The sequence below is a fragment of the Streptomyces sp. NPDC048606 genome (genome assembly GCF_040650855.1).
Lineage (GTDB): Bacteria > Actinomycetota > Actinomycetes > Streptomycetales > Streptomycetaceae > Streptomyces.
This window is the reverse complement of record NZ_JBEZIB010000013.1, coordinates 51618-72278: the sequence shown is the minus strand read 5'-3', so window position 1 is coordinate 72278 and position 20661 is coordinate 51618. Positions and strand designations below refer to the sequence as shown.

Annotated in this window: 20 protein-coding genes; 9 read left to right on the top strand and 11 right to left on the bottom strand. The window is 72.8% G+C overall.

Annotated features, from left to right (window positions below; genetic code table 11):
- The 3 genes from AB0D01_RS16600 (at position 1) to AB0D01_RS16590 (ending at position 2960) form a co-directional block, all read left to right on the top strand.
- Entirely contained in the window at positions 1-1338 is a 1338-nt protein-coding gene (locus AB0D01_RS16600) for a carotenoid oxygenase family protein (RefSeq protein ID WP_363055886.1), read from the top strand.
- 164 nt (positions 1339-1502) lie between these two features.
- On the top strand, positions 1503-1946 hold the full coding sequence (locus AB0D01_RS16595; RefSeq protein WP_363055885.1) for an SRPBCC family protein: 444 nt from the start codon (positions 1503-1505) through the stop codon (positions 1944-1946).
- A 120-nt stretch (positions 1947-2066) separates the two neighbouring features.
- The gene (locus AB0D01_RS16590) at positions 2067-2960 is read left to right on the top strand and encodes a D-hexose-6-phosphate mutarotase (protein ID WP_363055884.1); all 894 of its coding nucleotides are present in this window, start codon (positions 2067-2069) and stop codon (positions 2958-2960) included.
- 68 nt (positions 2961-3028) lie between these two features.
- Here AB0D01_RS16590 and AB0D01_RS16585 read toward each other — a convergent pair whose 3' ends face one another.
- The gene (locus AB0D01_RS16585) at positions 3029-3616 is read right to left on the bottom strand and encodes a TetR/AcrR family transcriptional regulator (protein WP_363055883.1); all 588 of its coding nucleotides are present in this window, start codon (positions 3614-3616) and stop codon (positions 3029-3031) included.
- A 238-nt stretch (positions 3617-3854) separates the two neighbouring features.
- On the opposite strand from AB0D01_RS16585, the gene AB0D01_RS16580 reads away from it, so the two are divergent.
- Positions 3855-4787 carry a chlorophyllase gene (locus AB0D01_RS16580; protein WP_363056013.1) on the top strand — a complete coding sequence of 311 codons (933 nt, stop codon included), beginning with the start codon at positions 3855-3857 and terminating at the stop codon, positions 4785-4787.
- A gap of 24 nt (positions 4788-4811) precedes the next feature.
- Here AB0D01_RS16580 and AB0D01_RS16575 read toward each other — a convergent pair whose 3' ends face one another.
- Positions 4812-5462: an NAD(P)-binding domain-containing protein gene (locus tag AB0D01_RS16575; RefSeq protein WP_363055882.1), complete on the bottom strand. Its 651-nt coding sequence runs from the start codon at positions 5460-5462 to the stop codon at positions 4812-4814.
- A 49-nt stretch (positions 5463-5511) separates the two neighbouring features.
- Positions 5512-6324, bottom strand: a complete 813-nt coding sequence (locus AB0D01_RS16570) for an inositol monophosphatase family protein (protein ID WP_363055881.1) — start codon at positions 6322-6324, stop codon at positions 5512-5514.
- Positions 6325-6450: 126 nt separating this feature from the next.
- Here AB0D01_RS16570 and AB0D01_RS16565 point away from each other — a divergent pair, with 126 nt between their 5' ends.
- A complete protein-coding gene (locus AB0D01_RS16565; RefSeq protein WP_363055880.1) occupies positions 6451-7410 on the top strand; it encodes a LysR family transcriptional regulator in 960 nt (319 codons plus the stop codon).
- On the opposite strand, the gene AB0D01_RS16560 is transcribed toward AB0D01_RS16565, so the two are convergent.
- The 6 genes from AB0D01_RS16560 to AB0D01_RS16535 all read right to left on the bottom strand — a co-directional run bounded on the left by AB0D01_RS16560 (position 7400) and on the right by AB0D01_RS16535 (position 12730).
- Complete coding sequence (locus AB0D01_RS16560; protein ID WP_363055879.1) at positions 7400-8053, bottom strand: hypothetical protein; 654 nt, start codon at positions 8051-8053, stop codon at positions 7400-7402. The two genes, AB0D01_RS16565 and AB0D01_RS16560, sit on opposite strands and share 11 nt — an antisense overlap.
- An 80-nt stretch (positions 8054-8133) precedes the next feature.
- A complete protein-coding gene (locus tag AB0D01_RS16555) occupies positions 8134-9918 on the bottom strand; it encodes a protein kinase (RefSeq protein WP_363055878.1) in 1785 nt (594 codons plus the stop codon).
- Entirely contained in the window at positions 9911-10261 is a 351-nt protein-coding gene (locus AB0D01_RS16550; protein ID WP_363055877.1) for a hypothetical protein, read from the bottom strand. Before AB0D01_RS16550 ends, AB0D01_RS16555 begins: the two co-directional genes overlap by 8 nt.
- 112 nt (positions 10262-10373) lie before the next feature.
- Entirely contained in the window at positions 10374-10829 is a 456-nt protein-coding gene (locus AB0D01_RS16545) for a hypothetical protein (RefSeq protein WP_363055876.1), read from the bottom strand.
- A 266-nt stretch (positions 10830-11095) separates the two neighbouring features.
- On the bottom strand, positions 11096-11671 hold the full coding sequence (locus AB0D01_RS16540; protein ID WP_363055875.1) for an excalibur calcium-binding domain-containing protein: 576 nt from the start codon (positions 11669-11671) through the stop codon (positions 11096-11098).
- 228 nt (positions 11672-11899) lie between these two features.
- A complete protein-coding gene (locus AB0D01_RS16535; RefSeq protein ID WP_363055874.1) occupies positions 11900-12730 on the bottom strand; it encodes an alpha/beta hydrolase in 831 nt (276 codons plus the stop codon).
- A 76-nt stretch (positions 12731-12806) separates the two neighbouring features.
- On the opposite strand from AB0D01_RS16535, the gene AB0D01_RS16530 reads away from it, so the two are divergent.
- Positions 12807-13400 carry a sigma-70 family RNA polymerase sigma factor gene (locus AB0D01_RS16530; protein ID WP_363055873.1) on the top strand — a complete coding sequence of 198 codons (594 nt, stop codon included), beginning with the start codon at positions 12807-12809 and terminating at the stop codon, positions 13398-13400.
- A gap of 167 nt (positions 13401-13567) precedes the next feature.
- Here AB0D01_RS16530 and AB0D01_RS16525 read toward each other — a convergent pair whose 3' ends face one another.
- Positions 13568-14470 carry an NAD(P)-binding domain-containing protein gene (locus AB0D01_RS16525; protein ID WP_363055872.1) on the bottom strand — a complete coding sequence of 301 codons (903 nt, stop codon included), beginning with the start codon at positions 14468-14470 and terminating at the stop codon, positions 13568-13570.
- Positions 14471-14537: 67 nt separating this feature from the next.
- Between AB0D01_RS16525 and AB0D01_RS16520 the strand changes: the two genes are divergently transcribed.
- Both AB0D01_RS16520 and AB0D01_RS16515 read left to right on the top strand, forming a co-directional pair.
- On the top strand, positions 14538-14894 hold the full coding sequence (locus AB0D01_RS16520; RefSeq protein ID WP_363055871.1) for a helix-turn-helix domain-containing protein: 357 nt from the start codon (positions 14538-14540) through the stop codon (positions 14892-14894).
- A gap of 264 nt (positions 14895-15158) precedes the next feature.
- Positions 15159-16196, top strand: coding sequence for a LacI family DNA-binding transcriptional regulator (locus AB0D01_RS16515; RefSeq protein WP_363055870.1), 1038 nt, complete (start codon positions 15159-15161; stop codon positions 16194-16196).
- Positions 16197-16286: 90 nt separating this feature from the next.
- Here the strand turns inward: AB0D01_RS16515 and AB0D01_RS16510 are convergent, their stop codons facing one another.
- Positions 16287-19067, bottom strand: a complete 2781-nt coding sequence (locus tag AB0D01_RS16510) for a glycosyl hydrolase (protein WP_363055869.1) — start codon at positions 19065-19067, stop codon at positions 16287-16289.
- Positions 19068-19309: 242 nt separating this feature from the next.
- On the opposite strand from AB0D01_RS16510, the gene AB0D01_RS16505 reads away from it, so the two are divergent.
- Entirely contained in the window at positions 19310-20650 is a 1341-nt protein-coding gene (locus AB0D01_RS16505) for an extracellular solute-binding protein (protein ID WP_363055868.1), read from the top strand.
- Positions 20651-20661 lie beyond the last annotated feature (11 nt).

Here is a 20661-nt window from a genome sequence, read left to right as displayed (position 1 = left end):
ATGACGCTCGACAAGCCCTACCTCAGCGGCCACTTCGCCCCCGTCACCGACGAGATCACCGGTCGCGACCTGAAGGTGCGCGGCACCCTCCCGCCCGAGCTGAACGGCCGCTACTTCCGCAACGGGCACAACCCCAAGCCGGGCATCACGCCCAGCCACTGGTTCCGGGGCGAGGGCATGCTCCACGGGATCCGGCTGAAGGACGGGCGGGCCGAGTGGTACCGCAACCGCTGGGTACGCACCCCCTTCCTGGACGGCGTGCCGTTCACGGGGACCGAGCTCGACGTCAGCGCCGCCGCCACCAACATCATCTTCCACGGGGGCCGTTACCTGGCCCTTCAGGAGGCGAACCTGCCCTACGAGGTCAGCGCCGACCTGGAGACGATCGGGGTCCACGACTTCGGCGGCAGGCTCACCGGCGCGATGACCGCCCACCCCAAGGAGGACCCGGTCACCGGCGAACTGCACTTCTTCGGCTACGGTCCCTTCCCTCCTTACCTGACCTACTACGTGGCCGACGCCTCCGGAGCGATCATCCGCTCGGAGGTGATCGACGGCGCCGGCCCCTCCCTCATGCACGACTTCGCCATCACCCGCGAACACGTCGTCTTCATCTCCTCGCCGGTCGTCTTCGACCACGCGGAACACTCCGGCATCCCCTACCGCTGGCACGACGACGTCCCGCTGCGCCTCGGCGTGGTGCCGCGCGCCGGGGGCCCGGCCCGCTGGTTCGAGGTGCCCGACCAGGCGGCGCTGCTGCACGTGGCCAACGCCTACACCGACGCGCTGGGCCGGATCGTCCTGGAGGCGCCGTCCTTCGACCGTTCCGCCTGGGAGAGTTCGTGGAAGTGGTGGGTCGGCGCCCCCGGGTTCGGCGCGAGCCCGGCGACCGGGTCGACGTTCCACCGCTGGGTCATCGACCCGGTCGGCGGCAAGGTCACCTCCGAGCCCCTGAACGGGCTGGTCACCGAGTTCCCGTCGATCAACGACGCCCACACCGGCGCCGACTACCGCTACAGCTACGCCATCGCCTTCCCGGGCGCGGGCCTGTCGGGCTACCACACCGTCAAGTTCGACACCCGGACGGGGAAGGAGAGGCTGCTGGCGCACGGTGAGGGCCGGATGCCGGGCGAGGCCGTCTTCGCACCCGCCGAGGGCGGCACGTCCGAGGACGACGGCTACCTGCTCACCATCGTCAGCGACCTGACCGCCGATGCCTCGGAGCTGCTCGTCCTGGACGCGGGCGACCTCAGCACCGTGGCCGCCGTGGAACTCCCCCGACGGGTGCCCGCCGGCATCCACGGCCACTGGATCCCCGACACCGACCACAGCGTCTGACCGACCGGCCGCGCGCCGGCCACCCACCGACCGCCCGGGCCGCCCCTGATTCCCCCGCAGCGGCGGCCCGGGCCCCCTCCCCCTCGCATGGCGCCCCTGCCGAAACCGGCGGCGGCTCACCCCGACCCACACCCACCCACACCGACCCACACCGAGGAGTCGTCATGACCTACCCCACCACCATCGACGAGAACGCGCCCGTCATCGCCGACCACACCATCCGGATCGCCGCTCCCCTGGAGCGGGTGTGGGAGCTGCACACCGACATCGGCCTGTGGCCCGACTGGCAGCACGACATCACCGAGGCCCGCCTCGACGGCCCCGTCGCACCCGGCGCCACCTTCCACTGGGTGACGGCGGGACTGACCATCGACTCCACCGTCTACGCGGTCGACGAGGCCCGGCACCGGATCCTGTGGGGCGGCCCCGCGCACGGCATCACCGGCGTGCACGAGTGGACGTTCACCCAGGAAGGCGACGCGGTCGTGGTCCACACCCGGGAGTCCTGGGCGGGCGCCCCCGTCGAGGCCGACCGCGCCCACCTCGCGGCCGCGCTCGACGACTCGCTCGTCTCGTGGCTGAAGGCGCTGAAGAAGGCCGCGGAATAGCACCCCGGCACCCGGCCGGCTCGGGCCCGCCTCCTGCCGCGGCGGGAGGCGGGCCCTTCGTCGCGGCCTTGACGAACGCCGGATTTGACCAGCTCGCCATCGGTTGTCGAGAGTCGGGGCATGAGCGACGAACTTTCCGCATTCTTCAGCCTGGCCGTCACCGAGCGGCTGTCCGACTCGGTGACCCTCCGCCGGATCGGCGAGATCCCGGTCGTGGTGGTCGACCACCCGCGCGTGCGGGGCGTGGTCAGCCTCCAGGGAGGCCAGCTGATCGCCTGGCAGCCGACGGGTTCCGCGCCCGGCCTGTGGCTGGGCGAGCGGGCCGGCTGGCAGGCGGGCAAGCCCATCCGGGGCGGCGTACCCCTGTGCTGGCCCTGGTTCGGGCCCGCCGCGTCCCCCTCGCTCCCCTCGCACGGCTTCGCCCGCAACCTCCTGTGGGAGCTGGTGGAGCACGACAGCGACGAGGACTCGGTCCTGCTGACCCTTCGCCTGCGGGATTCCGAGGCGACGCTCGCGCTGTGGCCGCACGAGTTCACCCTGGACACGCGCATCAGGCTCGGTGCGGCGTGCGACGTCGAGATCGAGGCACACGGCGAGTTCGTCGCCACGGCCGCCCTGCACACCTACCTGCCGATCGGAGACCTCGGCACGGCGGAGGTCACCGGCCTCGGCGCCCCGTACCGCGACAACCTCCTCGCCGAGGACGTGGTGGACGCCGGCGGCGCGGTGACGCCCGAGGGCCACGTCGAACGGGTCTACACCCGGCCCGAGAAGACCACCGTCATCGACGACAGGACCCTCGGCCGGGCCATCGAGGTGACGCACGACCAGGCCGGCGACGTCGTGGTCTGGAACCCGGGCCCGGAGTTGTCGGCCTCCATGGCCGACCTGACGGACGAGGACTACCGCCACTTCCTGTGCGTGGAGACCGCGCGGATCAACACCCCCATCGAGGCGACGGCAGGCCGCCCCGGGCGACTGGCCCTCACCCTGCGCCTGCTCCCCGACGCCTGACGCACCCCGCGCGGCCCCGCCCCCACCACCGGGGACGGGGCCGCGTGCGGGTTCGGTGAGATCAGGCCCTAGGGGTGCTGGAGTCCCCGCAGGAGCAGGGCGATCAGGCGTCTCGGGTCGTAGCGGGGGTCGTCGTCGCGGCCGACGCAGAGGTTGCCGATGCCGCGCATCAGTTCGTAGGGCTGCGTACCGGGCCTGATGTCGCCGGACTCGACGGCGGCGTCGAGGAGTTGGGCGCATACGGGCAGCAGGCGGTCGAGGAAGTGGGCGTGCAGCGCGGCGAAGCGGTCGTCGTCGGAGCGGAGGGCGTCCGCGAGTCCGTGCTTGGTGACGAGGAAGTCGACGAAGAGGTCGACCCACAGGCGCAGCGCCTCCAGCGGGGACGGGGCCTGCGCCAGCAGGTTCGGGCCGGCTTCGGCGCAGGCCTCGATCTGGTGCCGGTACACGGCGGTGACAAGGTCCGCCCGGGTGGGGAAGTGCCGGTAGATCGTGGCCATCCCGACGCCCGCCCGGGCCGCGATGCGGCGGATCGGCGCGTCGACGCCGGAGGAGACGAACTCCTCGGCCGCGGCGGCGAGCACCGTCTCCCGGTTGCGCTGGGCGTCGGCCCGCTTGCCTCGGGACGGCGCGTCCCCCGCAGGACCCTCGGCGGCCATCACGTTCTCCCGTTCTCCGTCGACACCGGTTGACAAAACGGAGCAGCGCTCCGGATAGTAAATGGAGCAGCGCTCCGTTTCAGCTTAGCCGAAACGCAGCCCCCTGACCGCCTTGTCCGCCCACCACCGGCAGAGTCCGGCGGGTGGCAGGCGCCACCGAAAGGGAGCCAATACCGTGAGCACGTCCAGCACGTCCACCACCACCGCCACCCGTCCCGCGACCGCCGACGCGGACGCCTTGGGGGCGCCCGTCCCGGTCCTGTCCCTCAGCCCCGTCACCCTGTCCGTGCCCGGACGTCCCGTGGACCTCCAGGTGCGCGTCTCCGCGCCCCTGACGGGCACCGGCCTCCCCGTCCTCCTCCTCTCGCACGGCCACGGCCCCTCGCACCACCTCTCCTCGCTCAACGGGTACGCGCCGCTGGCCGACTTCTGGGCGGCGCACGGATTCGTCGTCGTCCAGCCCACGCACCTCACGTCCAGGACGCTGACCGCCCTCGTCGCGAACGCCCCCGGAGCACCCGACTTCTGGCGCTCCCGCGCCGAGGACATGAGCCACGTCCTCGACCGGCTCGACGTGATCGAGGACGCCGTCCCGCGACTCGCCGGACGGATCGACCCGACCAAGGTCGCCCTCGCCGGACACTCGCTCGGCGGCTTCACGGCCGCCCTCCTGCTGGGCGCCGGACTCACCGATCCCGACACCGGGGACGTGGTGCGCCTCCTCGAACCGCGCGTCAAGGCCGGCGTACTGCTCGCACCTCCCGGCAGGGGCGGCGAAGTCTTCAACGGACCCATGGCCGCGCAGTGGCCGATCATCGGCGCCGTCGACTTCTCCACCATGACCACGCCCACGCTGGTCGTCACGGGCGACAAGGACGACCCCCGACACTTCACGGACATGGGCCCCGCCTGGCACGCCGACCCCTACACCCTCGCCCCCGGCCCCAAATCCCTGCTCACCCTGTTCGACGCGGAGCACGGACTCGGCGGCATCGCCGGATACGACGCCGCCGAGACCACCGACGAGAGCCCCGAGCGGGTCGCCGCCCTCGCCCGCCTCACCGCCGCGTACCTGCGCACCCGGCTCCACCCCGGCGACGACGCCTGGCGGGCCACCCACACGGCGCTGACGACCGGGCCCGGCGCGGTGGGGCGACTGATATCCAAGTGAGCCGCGCGGTCCGGGCCCGGCCGGTCAGCGGGCCAGCGAGACCGCGAAGGGCCTGAAGCCGTGTCGGCGCAGGACGTGGGGGACGATCAGGACCATGGCCTCGGTGGCACGGGCCGTGGTGATGTCGCCGAGGTCCTCGATCTGTTCGGGATGCCAGCCCAGGTCGCCGAGCAGGTCGGTGACGGTCCTCTTCGCGTGTTCGTCGTCGCCCGAGAGGTAGGCGGTCGGCGGGACGGCGAGGGTTTCGGGGGCGGTCATGACCGTGAACAGCATGGTGTTGAGGGTCTTGACCACGTGGGTGTCGGGCAGCGCGGCCTGGAGTTCCTCCGCGAGGCTGCCGCCGGGATGGCAGAGGTCTCCGGGCAGGCCGTCGGCGGCGTCGCGGGTGGCGTTGGAGACGTCGACCAGGATCTTGCCCGCGAGTTCGGTGCGCAGCTCGGCGAGGCGTTCCAGGGAGCCGTCGCCGGGCGTCGCGTTGATCACGACGTCCGCGGTGCGGGCGGTGGTGCGGTGGTCGGCGAAGGCGATCGACGACTCCGGCGCGAGCCCGGTGGCGCGGGCGGCGCGGCCTTCGGGGTCGCGGGTGCCGAGTGTGACGCGGTGTCCGGCCGAGGTGAGGCCGGCGGCGAGGTGGGTGGCGACGCGGCCGGTGCCCAGGATGCCGATGCGGGTCATGCGGGGGTGCTCCTTGCGGTCTCGGGGTGGGGAAGGGGGACGCGTGGGGTCAGGCGAGGGGCGAGAGGACCTTCAGGGCGGCCGCGTGGATCCCGGGGGCGGCGGCCAGGAAGTCGCGGCCGGCGGTGGACCAGGGCTCGCCCGCCAGGTCGGTGACGGTGCCTCCGGCCTCGGAGACCAGCAGGGCGCCGGCGACCAGCCCGGAGCGGACGTCGGAGAACTGCCAGAACGCGTCCGTGCGCCCGGCGGCGACGTGGATGAGCTGCATCGTCGCGGGCACGGACACGCGCACGACCAGACCGCTCAGGAGCATGGCGGTGACGGAGTCGCCGATCCGCCGGTAGGTGCGCTCGTCCTCGCCGGGCCGGGCCTGGCCGGTGCCGCTGAGCGCGGCGCCCAGGTCGGTCTTGGCGGACACCTTCAGGGCACGGCCGTTGAGGTGTGCGCCGCCGCCGGCGACCGCGGTGTAGGTGTCGCCGTTCAGCGGCAGGTGGACGACGGTGAGCACCGGCCGGTTGTCGCGGACCAGGGTGGCGGTGACGGCCCATTCCTCCATGCCGTGGACGTGGTTGATGTTGCCCTCGGCCGGGTCGACGACCCACCACTCCCCCGGCGGGAGCGCGCCGCCGGCCAGCTCGTCCTCGGCCCACCGCGAACCCGGCCTGGCCCGCAGCAGGGGTTCGCGCAGCACGTCCAGCACCGCGTCGTCGTTGGCGTGGATCTCGGCGACGACCTCGTCCAGGCTCACGCCCCTGGCGTGCGGGGTGTGGCGGTCGAGCAGCGTGCGGCCGGCGGTCCGCACCGCGGCCGTCACGTCCGACAGGAGCGTCGTACCGGCGTCGAAAGGCATGGCTGTGCTCATGGCGGGCTCCCTGGGGATCGTTCGAAGAGGAGGGGGCGGGGCGGTCGTTCCGTTCCCCGCACTTCGAAGGTAGGCCGCCCGATCATTAACAACAAGTGCATGCTTGTCACTTGTAGAGTGAGCGCCATGCAACTGGATCTGAACCTGCTCACGGCCCTGGACGCCCTGCTGGAAGAGGGCAGTGTCGCCGGCGCCGCGGCCCGACTGCACGTCACGCCACCGGCGATGAGCCGTTCCCTGGGCCGCATCCGCAAGGCCACCGGCGACCAGATCCTGGTCCGCACGGGCCGCACGATGGTCCCCACCACGCGCGCGCTGGCCATGCGCGCGCAGGTCCACGCCCTCGTCGAGCAGGCCCACCGGCTCCTGTCCACGCAGCAGGAACTCGATCTGGCCTCTCTGGAACGGGACTTCACCGTGCGCTGGCACGACGCCCTGACCGAGGCCTGCGGCCCCGCCCTGATCGCCGCGGTCCGCCGGCAGGCCCCCGGCGTCCGGATACGCCTGCCCGCGGAGTCCGGGACGGACGACGCGGAGCTGCGTCGGGGCGAGGTGGACCTCGAATCGGGTACCGCCGCTGCGGCGCTCCCCGACGTCCGCCACCGCCTCGTCGGCAGGGACCGGTTGGTCGTCGCCGTGCGGCCGGGCCACCCGCTCGCCGAAGGTCCGCCGGACGCGGAGCGCTACGCGGCGGCCGACCACCTCACCGTCTCGCGGCGCGGGCGCCTGCGCGATGGGATCGACGACGCCCTGGCCGCGCGGGGCCTCGAACGGCGGGTCGTCGCCGCCGGGCCCACCACGGCCTTCGCGCTGCGGCTCGCCCTCGACACCGACCTGGTCGTCACCCTGCCCGACGCCGTCACCCGCACCGCCCGCGACCGGCTCGGCCTGATCACGCTGCGGGCGCCGCTCCCGCTGCCCGAGGTACCGCTGCACCTGCTGTGGCACCGGCGCCACGACGACGACCGCGCCCACACCTGGCTGCGCGAGACGGCCGCCGAAACCGTCCGGGAGCTGTTCGCACCCCCGACCGCCGCCGAGGAGCCCCTCGGCCCCCGGGCGGTCTCCCCGGAGGTCAGCCGGTGATCGAGAAGAAGATCGAGCCGTCCTCGGCCCACCACCAGGCCCCCTCGTTGGCGGTCCAGTCCGAGGCCCAACCGTCGAGGGCCTCGATCAGTTCCCCGAGGTCGTACCGCAGATCGGCGTCGACGCGGCCCAGGGCCGCGCGGTAGGCCTCCACCGCGGGGACGGCCTTCGCCAGGGGCCAGCAGCCGATCTCCGGCGAGCCGTCCGTGGGACGGGGTACGCGGATCCCGATCTCCGCGGGCGGGCCGCTGAAGACGTACTGGTAGGGCAGCAGTTCGGCCGGGACGCCCGCCGCGCCGAGGGCGTCGTCCAGGGCGGAGAAGTAGGTGACGGGGCTCCGGTAGCTCGCCAGGGTCGCGCTGTCGCTCGCGTTGTGGTCGATGATGACCTGGAGGGCCGCGTAGTAGGCGCAGCCGGCGTATTCGGCGGAGGATTCGGCCTTGCCGGTCACCAGCTCCTCCAGGGCGTCCGGGATCGAAAGCCCCCAGTCCACGCCCTGTTGGTCGAGACTGTCCTGTCGCGCCTTCGCCCTGACGCGCATGTTGTCCAGGCGTCGCGCTTCGTCGGCGCTCAGGTCCAGGGCGGGCACGAAGCGCGCGACCTCGCCGCGGTTCGCCATGCTGTAGTTCACTACCTTGCTCATGGGTGCATGCTGCCAAAGGGCACTGACAGCACGGTGTCCGGGGCCGATGCGCGGACGCTCGACGGGTGGGACGCGGCGCGTCAACGCACCCGGCCGACGGAGTCGGCCGGCGTGGAGCGGCCGAGGGGGCGGTCGCGGTCGGGCAGCCGGGGGTGGTGGGCGAGGGCCGACCTCATCTGCGCCGCCGTCTGGAACCTCCGCTCCGGGTCGGGGTGCATGGCCCGCATCACCAACGCGTCGAGGCCGGGGCTGACCCCGGGGGCGAGGGACGACGGTCTCGGCACGTGCGACGTCCTGGCCTGCGGCGGCAGGAAGTCCCCGTGACCGGCCTCGGCGTCGCCGTCGGCCTCGGCGTCGAACGGCAGCTCGCCGGTGAGCAGGAAGAACAGGGTGACGCCACAGGCGTAGACGTCACGCCGGACGTCCGGGGGCGCTCCCGCGAACGACTCGGGGGGAGCGAAGCGCGGGGTTCCGACGAAGCCGCCCGCGTGGATGCCGGCGTGGCTGCCGGGGTGCGCGTCCGCCACTCTGCCCGCTATGCCGAAATCGAGTATCTTGACCCGCCCCTCGACGGTGATCATGATGTTGGCCGGCTTCACGTCGCAGTGGACGACCCCCGCGTCGTGCGCGTACGCGAGCGCTCCGAGGAACTCGTGGGCCATGGCGGCGCATTCGGCCGGCGTGAGCGCGGTCCGCAGTCTCAACCGGGCCAGGTCGCGGCCGTCGATGTACTCCATGACGATGCAGTCGCCGTCCCGGTACCTCCACACGTCGTGCACGGTCGCGATCGCCGGGTGGTTGAGGCCGGCCACGACCCGGGCCTCGTCGTGCGCGTCGCCACCGCGCGCCAGGGCCCCCGAGGCCATCTTGATGGCCACCGTCCGCCCCAGGATCCGGTCGTGGGCGGCGTACACCCTCGACATCGAGCCGACGCCCAGACACGCGCGCACCCTGTAGCGGCCCCGGAGCACCTCTCCGGGGAAGGGGCCGGCCGATTCCGGGTTCGGGTCCTCGGGCGCCTCGGGCACGGTGGCAGGGCCGGTACGCGCGGCCAGTCGGCGCATCGTGTCGCGGAACGAGGCCGCTGCCACCACGGGCCCCGTGGACGGCAGGTCCGCCGCCGCGTTGACGGCCAGGACGAGCGAGCCCGCGGTGTCGCTGCCGGTGCGGTCCGGCCGGGGCAGCCCCCTGCTCGCGAGGGACCGCTTCACGTGCTCGTAGGCGCCGTCGACCGTGATCAGGGCGGGTCCGCCGGGAACGCCCTCGGTCATGACCGTCAGCAGCTCGCCGGTGAAGGCCGTGTACCGGTCCCCGGGTGGCGCCAGGGCGACGCGGTCGTCCCGCGCCGAGGTGAGGACCACGGTCCCCCGCGCGCTCGTGCCGGCGCGCACGGCGTCGGAGGGGCGGGACATGAGTCCCAGGTGGACCTTGCCGCTGAAACAGCTGTCCAGCACGGCCACCTTCCTCGGGGCGCGGGCGCCGGCGAGCGCCTTGCGGATCCACTCGTACGACAGGCAGGACCACGGCTCGTCGCCCGCCGAACCGGTCAGGGACACGTGGAAGCGCAGCTCGTCGTCCAGGACGCCGTGGCCCGCGTAGTACACGAAGAGGGCGTCCCGGGCCCGGCCCGCCGCCGTGCGCAGCGGATTGACGACCTCGCCGGGGGTGCGCGGATCGGCGATGGTGACGCACTGCTCCTCGGGCAGCGCCCAGCCCTCCGAGGAGGTGAAGAACTGCCGCAGCGTCAGCAGGTTGTTGGCGACGGCCGGCAGGTCTTCGAAGTGCTCGTAGCCGGAGCAGCCGATGAGGACGGCCCAGGAGGAGGAAGGGTCGGGCAGGGTGGCCGCGGTGGTCTCCTCAGCCATTCTCGAGGCGGGCGGCCAGGCGTGCCACGACGTCCGGGTCCGCGCTGTGGACCTCGACGCGCACGCCGTCGCGCTCGATGGTGACCGTCGGCGGCTCGGACCGGGTGCGGCGCCAGAGGGTGATCGCGAGGACGAGGTTGGCCGTCTGGAATCCGCTGTCCACGCAGAACTGGATCAGTTCGAACGCCGCCCCCATGGCCCCCTCGACGGGCGGTCCGGCCTCGAAGGTGAGCTCTCCGGCTTCTCCGACGTACTCGTCGTCCCTCAACCACTGGGCCAGGCGCCGCAGGTCCTCGCCGCCCGAGTCGCCGCCGACCCGGATCTCGTACGCGTGCGCGCTCATGTCTCCCCCGTCCGTGCCGTGGGCCCAGCTTGGCAGGCCGGATCTCCCCGCTCCAGGCGTGGATCAGGTCAAGCGGTGGCGCGAACCGGTCGGTTGCCGGGGGCCCGCGCTCCTACGGGAGCTTCAGCCACGGGCTGCGGTAGGGCATCGTCCACGTTCCGGAAGCCGTCCAGTTGATCTGGGTGTAGGTGGCGTAGCCCTCCCCGAACTCCGCCGTGTCGTCCCGGAAGTCGGGAGCGGTGAAGCGCCGGTCCCCGATGGCTCCGGACGGGCAGGGGTGCACCTTGTCGGACACGACCCGCGCATCGCCCGTCCGGACGGTCCGGATGGCGATCCTGCACGCCGGGTGTCGGGAATCCAGGCTGATGTAGGCGTCGGGGCGCCCCACTCCCGCACGGGGTGAGGCGATGCACGTCCTGATCTTGACGTACTGGGCACCGGCCCCCTCGTAGTAGGTTCCGCACCCGCCGCCACTGGCGGCCTGGGCGTTGGTCCCCGTCATGGCGGACGCCACCACGACGCCGAGTACGGCGGCGATGCGTGCGGCCGTGTGAACGAAATCGCCCATGGACTTCCCCTCCATCGGTCCCCGCCGGCATCGGCGGGGGAATCGGCTTCACCTCGGTCCATCCAAGGCGCTCGAACCGTGGACGTGGTGCGAGGCGGGCGGTCTTCAGGGCTCCGGAACCGCGACGCTACCCGAACGGCCGAGCGCGGACGCCCCCTGCCCGGGGCGGCGATCCCGCCCGACTGATACAGCTCCTCGGAGCCCTCGACGCCCCGGACCCCGACTTCGCCATCGTGACCCCCTGACGGGGGCGGCGGCGCGGGGGCTCATTCGCAGGCGACGCCGTCGCCGTCGCGGTCGAGGTGGCGTCCGTATCCGGGGTCTCCCCTGCGGATGGGGTTCGCCCCCGCCGCCCTGACGGCGGAGCAGTTCCGGTACGAGACGCCGCCTCCGCCGGGGTTCGGGCCACCCACGGCGGCGCTCCTGTCGGCCGGCGTGGGGTCGGCGGTCCTCGGCTTGGCGTCGTCGGCGGCGGGGGTGCGCGGCCGGCTCGGCGGAGGGGCGGGAGGGGCCTCGGCCGGGCTCGGCGGCGGGGTGGGGGCGGGCGCCGGTGGCGGAGCCGATGACGCGGGTGCCGGTGTGGTCGCGGGAGCGGGAGTGGTGGCCGGGGCGGGGGGCGCGACCGGTGGTGGGGCCGGTGCGGTGACGGTGATCGTGGCGGTCGGTCGCGGTTGGGGTTTGCCGTCCGCCTGCGTGTCCTTCGGGTTCGATCCGGCGACGAGGAGGACGAAGAACCAGATCGAGGCCGAGACCACGGTCACCACCTTGCCCGCCTTGCCCCAGCGGGCCATGAACGCGAGCGCGGCGCCCAGCGGGGGAACCACGAGCGTCGCGACGATCACGGCGGGAACCGCCAGAAGCGGATGCCAGGGGCGGGGGCCGACCGGCCGGAAGGGGGATGCGTCGGGGGGTGGGTACACGGCACTCCAGACCGGGAAGGGCGAACGAGGCCGGCCGTTACGGCGTCGGCGGCGTCGCCGCGCGGATACACCAACCCCAACGCACCGGCGGGACAACGGTTACCCGAACGGCGCAGTCGTCTCGGCCGGCCGCCCGCGGTCGCGGGCGGGTCATCCGTTCAGGAACGCCGCCGTGGCCGCCGTGAACCGGTCGGCGTCGTCGAGCCAGGGGTAGTGGCCCGCTCCGCGCTGCACCAGGAGCGCGGCGTCGGGGAACAGCTCCGCGATCTCGGCCGCGGCCACGGGCGGGCTGTTCAGGTCGAGCTCGCCCGTGAGCAGGAGGACGGGAGAGCGCCAGGAGGCGAGCGCCGCGCGCGTGCGCGCGGGGGTGAAGGCGCCCTCGGCCGCGAAGAGCGCGACAGCGTCCCGGTTGCGCGGCCGACCGGCCTCGTGGTGCTCCTGTGCCACCGCGTCCCACCGGCCGTGGAAGAAGGGGGCGATGGCTTCGAAGTCGCCGCCCGTGCCCTCGGTGATCGCCTCCAGGGCGGCGAACGCCGCCGGGAACCAGGGCTCGTTCCGCCGGCGCCGTGCGAGTTCGCGACGCGTCTCTGCCGTGATCGTCACGTCGACGGCCCGGGGGCTGGGGCCGATCAGGGCGAGCCTGCCGACCCTGTGCGGGTATCGGGCCACGTACTGCGTCGCGATGTTCGTGCCGGCGGAGTGGGCGAGCAGGTCCATCCGTGGGAGGCCGAGGTGCTCGCGCAGCGCTTCGACGTCGTCGACCAGACGGTCGCACCGGTAGGAGGAGGTGTCCTCGGGGATCGCGGACCGGCCGGTGCCGCGGAGGTCCGGGACGATCAGTCGACGGTGCGCCGAAAGACCGCCGAGGTCGCCGAGGTAGACGGAGTCGGCGGGGCCGCCCGGGATGCAGACGAGCGGGTCGCCGTCACCGGACACGCGGTAGGAGAGGCGGGTTCCATCAGGAGCGCGGAAGGTGGGCATGACGAGGATCATGCCCGCTACAACCTGGTTGTACAACCGGGTTATGACAGCGGGCGGTCTGGTGTATAACCGAGTGGTGCCAAGCGAAGAGAGCAAGCCACAGGCCCCCGGGACGCTGACCGAGGAGCAAGCCGAGCAGATGCTGGCCGGCATGAACGAGGTCATCCGCGCGGGCGAGGAGATGCGCAGGCTGCGCACCGAGATGATCAAGGTGTTCGCGGGTTTCGGTTGGACGCAGCAGCGCATCGCGCGACTCACCGACATGAGTCAGGCGGCCGTGTCCAAGCAGATCCTGAAGCACAAGGACGACGGGCCGCGCCCGCCCTTGGGGGTCTCCCTCGACCAACACGACGTCCCCTGGCTCGAAGGACGGCTCTGGGGCCTGGCCGAGGAGATCGCCGAGGCCCTCGACGGGACCGCACACTGTGCCCGCCACGTCGACGCGCTCGCCCGGGGGAAGAAACGCTTCACCTCGCAGAACACCGACGCGCTGAGGCGGCTCGTCGAGGAGGACCTGAGGCTGCACCGGTCGGATCTGCCCGGCGGGTACCGGGCCGCCTACGACGAGATCAGCCGCGGCCTCGACCTTCCCCCGAAGAGCACCACCCCCTCCGCTTCCGTACGCCGCTCCGTCGCCCACCGGCTCCAGCGCGACCGGCTCCGGGGCTGACACCGACCACCGCCGCGCGGCGCGGCCGGCGCGGATCCGGTGGCGTGGTCGGCCCGTCGGTCCCCGGTGACGGCGTCGCCCCGGTCCGGGGTGACGACCTCGGCGAGCCGGCGCCGGACCTCCCGCGCGAAGTCGACCCGACCGACGTCGTGGTGGGCGGCGAGCCGTCAGCGCGCTCCCGCGGTACGGCCGAGGAGTTCGGTGACGCGCATGAAGCCGTCCGTGCCGTGGCCGAGGCCGATGGCGCGGCGGGCCTGCCCCTCCGCCGCGCGCAGGACGGAGGCGTCGATGCCGTGCGCTTCCGAAGCCTCCACGATGTGCGCCATGGAGGAGACGGCCGAGGTGATCGGGTTGCCCTCGCCCGAGTAGCCGCCGCCGTCCACGTCCTCGGCGGCCTCCGCGAAGATCCCGGGGAGGATGGCGCCGATGCCCTGGGCGAAGGGGGCGAGTTCGCGGGCGGTGATGCCCTCGGCCCGGGCCACCGCGAGGGCGTGGGCGTAGCCCGCCATGGCGGTCCAGAACACGTCCAGCAGGGCGATGTCGTAGGCGGCGGCCCGGCCGATCTCCTCCCCGAGGTGGTGGTGGGTTCCGCCGAGGGCGTCGAGCACCGGACGCAGTTCGGCGTGGAGGTCGGCCGGCCCGCTGAACAGGAAGACGGCGTCGGGGCCGCCGATCGTCGCCGCCGGGGTCATGATCGCTCCGTCGAGGTAGCGGACGCCGTGCCGGGAGGCCCAGGCGGCGGCGTCCCGGGCGCGGGCGGGGGTGTCGGCGGTGAGGCTGACGACGGCACGGCCCTTGAGGGCGTCGGTGACGGCCCGATCCCGCAGGACGGAGTCGGCGGCGTCGTGGTTCACGACGCAGACGACGGTCAGCGGGTTCGCCGCCACCGCCTCCGCGGCGCCGCGGGCCCCGGTCGCGCCGAGGTCGACGAGCTCCCGGTCCCGGCCGGGGGTCCTGTTCCAGACCGTGGTCCGCAGGCCCGCGGCGAGGAACGCGCCGGCCAGTGCCCGCCCCATCGGCCCCAGGCCGATCACGGTCACGTCGGTGGACGGGGAATGCGGTGCGGTCACGAAGGTGCTCCTTGGAAGTGGGCGAGTGGGCCCGTGGGTGAACACGAGGAAGAAAAGGGGTCGGGGGATGACGCGTGGCCGGGCACAGGACCCGAACATGTGCGGGGTGACCGCCGCGATCGCGGTGATCGACGGGAAGTGGAAGACCACCCTGCTGTGGCTGCTGGAGTCCGGTCCGATGCGTCCGGGTGCGCTGCGCCGCATGTTGCCGGGCCTGAGCGAGAAGGTGATGACGCAGGCGCTGCGCGAGATGGAGGAGGACGAGCTCGTGCACCGGGAGGTGTTCGAGGTCCGGCCGCCGAAGACCGAGTACTCGCTGACCGCCTACGGGCGTGAACTGTCCGAGGCGCTCGGCCCCGTGTCGCGGTGGGGCCACGGTCGGCTGGACCGGCTGGAGCGCTCGCGCTCCCGGGCCGCGTCCTGAGCCGCCGCTTCCTCCTTGCGTGTCGTGCGGCCCCCGACACCACCCACCTTGGCGCGTACGGGTCCGTCCGCCAAGTACCCACAAAAAGGTGGGTGTCGGGGCCGCCGTCCACACCGGCGGGGGCGCCCGCGGTGAGCTGGGCGGGCGCCCGTTGGAAGCGCTCTCAGTGCGCCCGTACCGGCGTTAAGCTGTAGGGGATCCGGCGACGGCACAGGTCCGCACCACCGTGCGCGTCGCCGCCCCCGTCGACGAGGAGCGACCGCCTTGCCCGAGCAGTCCCCCGGTTCCCGCCCCACCCTGGAGGCCGTCGCCGCGCGTGCGGGGGTCTCCCGGGCCACCGCCTCGCGGGTCGTCAACGGGGGCGACGGGGTCCGCAAACCGCTGGTCGACAAGGTGCTCCGGGCGGTCGACGAGCTCGGCTACGTCCCCAACCACGCGGCCCGGACCCTGGTGACCCGGAGGACGGGCGCGGTGGCCGTCATCATCGCGGAGCCGGAGGTGCGGATCTTCTCGGACCCCTTCTTCTCCCAGCAGATCCGGGGCGTCAGCAAGGAACTGACCGCCCACGACACCCAGCTCGTGCTGCTGCTGGTGGAGGGGCCGGGGGACTTCGGCCGGATCACCCGGTACCTGTCCGGCGGGCACGTGGACGGCGCGCTCGCCTTCTCCCTGCACACCGACGACCCGCTGCCCGAGATCACCCGGCGGGCGGGGGTTCCGACCGTGTTCGGGGGGCGGCCCGGCTGGACGGCGGCCCCCGGCGAACGGGCCGTCCCGTACGTCGACGCCGACAACCGGGGCGGGGCCCGGGTCGCCGTGCAGTACCTGCGCGACCTCGGGCGCGAGCGGATCGCCCACATCGGCGGGCCGTCCGACCAGACCTCGGCGATGGACCGCTTCGACGGCTACCGGGACGTGTTGGTGGACACCGATCCCACGCTCGTCGTCGAGGGCGACTTCACCGTGGAGAGCGGGGCGCGGGCGATGGCCGAGCTGCTGGAACGCCGGCCCGACCTGGACGCGGTGTTCGTCGCCAACGATCTGATGGCCTCGGGGGCCCTGCGGGTCCTGCGGGAGCGCGGGATCGCGGTGCCCGAGCGGGTGGCGGTCGTAGGGTTCGACGACATGGATCCGGTGGCCAAGGAGACCGACCCGCCGCTGACCACCGTCCGACAGGACATCGAGGGCCAGGGGCGCCTGATGGCACGGCTGCTGCTGCGCAACCTCGACCGGACGGGGAACGGCGCGGCGCCGGACTCGGTGATCACCCCGACCACGCTGGTGCGGCGCGCCTCGGCCTGAGTCCGGGTCCCGGATCCGGTCCCGACGTACGCGTACGGCGGGTCCCCGCTCCGCGGAGCCCGGGACCCGCCGCACCACCGCGCCGCCGGGTCAGACGTACGGGATCCTCAGCACCGCCGCGTCCGTGCCCGTCTGGAGCTGGGACGTGCCGTTGCCCAGGGCGTTCCAGACCTCCAGGCGGACGGTGCCGTTCCTGAGTTCGCCCAGGCTGCCGGTGGTGGCCTGGGCGCCGACCGCCTGCGTGTACTCCTCCCAGCCCGCGAGCGGGTCGGTCGCGAAGTAGCGGAAGGTCTCGGTGCGCTCGAAGGTGCCGTCACCGGTCAGGTCGTAGCTGACCCGGACCTGCGGGGCGAGCCCGACCCTGGTGCCCGCGTCCACCCTGAGGCGGAAGGCGGTGGCGGCTCCGGCGGCGGGCTTGCCGTTGACCTGCCGCGCCTCGTAGACGGTCGGCCGGTACGGGGTGCCGTCCCGGTTGACGCCGTCGGCCGAGGCCAGGGTGTCCGCCCCGGCCGGGTCCGTGGTGGCGGTGGTCAGGACGCCGCCGGTCTTGAGGCGGAAGGTGTTGCCGGTGGACGGGCCCGGTTCCGGCGGGTCGGGGTCCTGACCGCCGGGGCCGGTGGCCGTGGCCGTCGAACGGGCCGCCACCGCGAGGGTCCTGCCGTCCGTGAAGGTCACCGTACGGGCGGTGGAACCGTGGTTGTGGGCGGTGTAGGTACGGACGCCGTTCCTGGTGAAGACGGCGGCGGTGGGCAGGTCCGCGCCGACCGTCGTGTCCGGCGCGCCGAGGGTGTCGAGCGTGCCGATCCAGTGGTAGGTGTGCGCCCTGGACTCCCCCTGTTCCGGGGTGTAGTTCCCGTTCACCGCATCCCACTTGGCCTTCGCCGAGGCCGGAGCGGCCAGCGCCTCGAACTCCCAGAGCAGGTCGCGCCACTCCTGGGCCGGGCCGCCGTTCTCGCGCTCCATCTCGGCGATGTTCCGGGTGATTGCGGCCTTCTCGCGGGCCAGGTGCAGTGAGCCACCGGTCACGGGAAGGACGTTGATGCCGTGGATCTCCTCCGGGTTGGCGGTCCACCAGGTGGAGTAGGCGGCGCCGCTCCCCCAGACCATGCCGACCGTCCCGTAACGGTACGACGCGGGGAAGACCTGTTCGTTCGCGTCGAACCAGTACTGGGTGATCGCCTCGGATTCGGTCGTCAGCAGGTAGCTGCCGAGGTCGCGCAGCGAGGTGTCGCCGGTCGCCGCGCCCCAGAGCACCAGCGCGGCGCTGAGGTTGGTGGACTCCGACGAGGACTCCTGGTTGTTGCCCGCCGCGAAGCCCTGGTGGCCGGAGGCCCAGCTGTGGCCCGCGTAGACGTCGAAGCCCCGCAGGAAGGGGTACGCGGCGTCGGTGCGGCTCGGGTTGGCCGTGTCGCGGATCAGGTGCTTGACCATCGTGCCCCAGGCCGAGTCCGCCGCCCAGGCCTGGTCGTACTGGGCGACGATCGCCGCCGCGTAGACGTAGTAGCCGTAGTGGAAGTGGTGGTCGTTGAGCTCGGTGTCACTGCCGTACGAGGCCGGATAGCCGGTGAGGGTCTTCCAGTCCCCGTCGTAGGCGAACCCACTGGCCCCGCCCGCCGTGAGCCACTCCTGGAGCCGGCCCTTCATCAGGCCGAGGAGCTTGTCGCGGGTCGCGGTCCGGCCGATCTGGTCGGCCACGGGCACCAGTTGGGCGAGCCGGCCGAGCGCCTTGCCGGTCCAGTAGGTGTCGGATGCCCCGGAGAACGGGTCGGAGGCGTTGGCGACCTCGTCGAGGTAGGCGCCGAGGCGGGCCCGGTCGATCCCGTCGGAGGCGGGCAGGGCGGGCACCACACCGCTGCTTCGCTGACTGGTGGTGAAGGAGGCGGACGCGCGCACCTTCATGGTGCCGCGCGGTGAGACGTACGTGTACGGGGTCAACGCGTCGGTGGTGTGGAGCCACTGGTGGCGGTAGAGGGCCTGGAGCGTGCCGCGTTCGGTGCCCTCCTTGGCCTCCGTGGTCAGGGTGTAGGTCGCCCGGACGTCGGCGCCGACGCTCTGCCAGGTCACCCGGGAGCCGGTGACGAAGCTGAACGCGTACGTGCGGTAGGTCGCCAGCGCGTCCGTGGAGGGCAGGACGGCGAGCGAGAAGTAGTCCTTGCCCGCCAGCGCGGCGGTGATGGTGGTGCCGGACACGTTCCAGTCGGCGCCGGTCGGGGCGAAGAGGGCGTAGTGGTGACCGGCGACCGTGATGCCGAGGACGTTGCCGTCGTCCGCGAAGACGGTGGGCGCGGAGGCGGTCGTGACGCGGGCGTCGCCGCCGGAGCCCTTGGCGTATACGAACGGCATGCCGTGGCCGATGGTGGCGCGGAAGGTCCGGGTGCCGTCCGCCCAGTACGGGGTGACGGTCCAGTCCGACCAGGCGTCGGCCTTGGTGTCGGGGGAGTTCAGGCCGGTGAGGCCTACGGTGAGATCGGCCTTGTGGGCGTACTCGTACTGCCGGCCGTCACCGACGATCGCGGGCGTGGTCGGGTAGCCGACCTCCAGGCCGGAGGCCTTGGCCTGGTACGTGAGGGGGTGACCGTACATGGGGGTGGAGTACGGGTTGTCGCCATAGCGCTGGTAGGCGAGCGAGGTCCACCAGTCGTTGGTCGGGACGGGCTTGTCCCGGGCGGCCGCCGTGAGCTTGGGGGTGACGGGTGCGCCGGTGTTCGTCGTGGGGCCGGACGTGCCGGCGGGTCGGACGTCGGTGTAACTGCCCGAACCGGCGGGGATGGTGGCGGCGACCGCGGGGGTGGCGGCGGACGTCAGACCGACGGCGGCCAGGGCGATGGCCAGGAGCGTCGCCGCGGCCGGTCTGAAGGGTGAGGCTCGCACGAAACAACACCTCGATCATGGGGGGGAAGAGCGCGTTCGAGAGCGCTCTCAAGTGCCAAGGAACGTAAATCTCCTGAAACCGTGATGTCAAGAGAGGTCGCACCGAGGCCAGTTGACGGGAACGGCGGGCTGTTATGCGTTCGACTCTTGACGGGGAGCAGGTGGTGGGAGACGCTCCAAGCGCACCGAGTGAGAGCGCTCTCAAGGCGCTCGGTTCACCCCGACGTCCAGGGAGGCTTCCCATGCCCATCGCCCGAGCCACCACGAGAGCGGCCACGAGAGCCACCGCGAGGGCCGTCGGGAGGGCCACGGTCCGCCTCGGCGCCGTCGTCCTCACGGGGGCCCTCCTCGCCGGCTGCGGGTCCGGCTCCGCTCCGGACGCCTCCGCCGGGGCGAGCGGGAAGGTCACCCTCACCGTCGACCTCTTCGGATCCTTCGGTTTCAAGGAGGCCGGGCTCTACGAGGAGTACCAGCGGCTCCACCCCAACGTGACGATCAAGCAGAGCGACACCCAGGACGAGGCGGACTACTGGAAGTCGCTCCAGACCCGCATCTCCGGCGGCGGCGGTCTCGCGGACGTGCAGGGCGTCGAGGTGGGACGGATAGCGTCGGTCACCCAGCAGCAGTCCGACAGGTTCCTGGACCTCAAGGCGTTCGGGGCGGACCGGCTCAAGGACCAGTTCGCCGAGGCCAAGTGGTCGGCGGCGACCACGAAGGACGGCAGGATCCTGGGCCTCGGCACGGACGTGGGCCCCGAGGCCATGTGCTACCGCACCGACCTCTTCAAGGAGGCCGGCCTGCCCACCGACCGCGAGGAACTCGCGAAGAGGTGGTCCACCTGGGACGGCTACCTGGAGCTGGGCAAGGAGTACAAGCGGAAGGCGCCCGCCCAGAGCGCCTGGCTGGACAGCGTCGGATCCCTCTACGGGGTCATGATCGGCCAGGAGAAGGAGCGGTACTACGACGCCTCGGGCACGTTGGTCTACGAGACGAACCCGGCGGTCAAGACCGCCTGGGACGCCTCCGTGAAGGCGGCCGAGGCCGGCCTGAGCGCGAAGCTCGACCAGTGGTCGCCGCAGTGGAACCAGGCCTTCGCCGCCGGTTCGTTCGCCACGATCCCCTGCCCGGCGTGGATGCTCGGCTACGTCAAGGGCCAGGCCGGCGACGCGGGCCGGGGCAAGTGGGACGTCGCCAAGCTCCCCGGCGGAGCGGGCAACTGGGGCGGCTCGTACCTCGCGATCCCGCGTGCGGCCAAGCACAAGGAGGAGGCGTACCGGCTGATCGAATGGCTGACCGCGCCCGAGCAGCAGGAGAAGGTCTTCCGGAAGCAGGGGAACTTCCCGTCCTCGACGGGCGCCATCGCGAAGATCGCGGACGCCACGGACCCGTACTTCTCGGACGCCCCGATCGGCAGGATCTTCGGTGACGCGGCCAAGGAGTCCCCGGTCCAGGTGCTGGGCGTGCACGACCAGAACGTGATGCAGCAGCTGACGAACGCGCTGAGCGAGGTCGAGCGCAAGGGAGTCCCCTCGGGAACGGCGTGGGAGACGGCCAAGAAGGGCGTGGCCAACGTGATCGGCTGACACCGGTCCGC

Excerpts from the sequence above, each read along its gene's own strand:
- AB0D01_RS16600 (WP_363055886.1), top strand. The coding sequence starts at position 1 with ATGACGCTCGACAAGCCCTACCTCAGCGGCCACTTCGCCCCCGTCACC.
- AB0D01_RS16595 (WP_363055885.1), top strand. The coding sequence starts at position 1,503 with ATGACCTACCCCACCACCATCGACGAGAACGCGCCCGTCATCGCCGAC.
- AB0D01_RS16590 (WP_363055884.1), top strand. The coding sequence starts at position 2,067 with ATGAGCGACGAACTTTCCGCATTCTTCAGCCTGGCCGTCACCGAGCGG.
- AB0D01_RS16585 (WP_363055883.1), bottom strand. The coding sequence starts at position 3,616 with ATGGCCGCCGAGGGTCCTGCGGGGGACGCGCCGTCCCGAGGCAAGCGG.
- AB0D01_RS16575 (WP_363055882.1), bottom strand. The coding sequence starts at position 5,462 with ATGACCCGCATCGGCATCCTGGGCACCGGCCGCGTCGCCACCCACCTC.
- AB0D01_RS16570 (WP_363055881.1), bottom strand. The coding sequence starts at position 6,324 with ATGAGCACAGCCATGCCTTTCGACGCCGGTACGACGCTCCTGTCGGAC.
- AB0D01_RS16565 (WP_363055880.1), top strand. The coding sequence starts at position 6,451 with ATGCAACTGGATCTGAACCTGCTCACGGCCCTGGACGCCCTGCTGGAA.
- AB0D01_RS16560 (WP_363055879.1), bottom strand. The coding sequence starts at position 8,053 with ATGAGCAAGGTAGTGAACTACAGCATGGCGAACCGCGGCGAGGTCGCG.
- AB0D01_RS16555 (WP_363055878.1), bottom strand. The coding sequence starts at position 9,918 with ATGGCTGAGGAGACCACCGCGGCCACCCTGCCCGACCCTTCCTCCTCC.
- AB0D01_RS16550 (WP_363055877.1), bottom strand. The coding sequence starts at position 10,261 with ATGAGCGCGCACGCGTACGAGATCCGGGTCGGCGGCGACTCGGGCGGC.
- AB0D01_RS16545 (WP_363055876.1), bottom strand. The coding sequence starts at position 10,829 with ATGGGCGATTTCGTTCACACGGCCGCACGCATCGCCGCCGTACTCGGC.
- AB0D01_RS16535 (WP_363055874.1), bottom strand. The coding sequence starts at position 12,730 with ATGCCCACCTTCCGCGCTCCTGATGGAACCCGCCTCTCCTACCGCGTG.
- AB0D01_RS16520 (WP_363055871.1), top strand. The coding sequence starts at position 14,538 with ATGACGCGTGGCCGGGCACAGGACCCGAACATGTGCGGGGTGACCGCC.
- AB0D01_RS16505 (WP_363055868.1), top strand. The coding sequence starts at position 19,310 with ATGCCCATCGCCCGAGCCACCACGAGAGCGGCCACGAGAGCCACCGCG.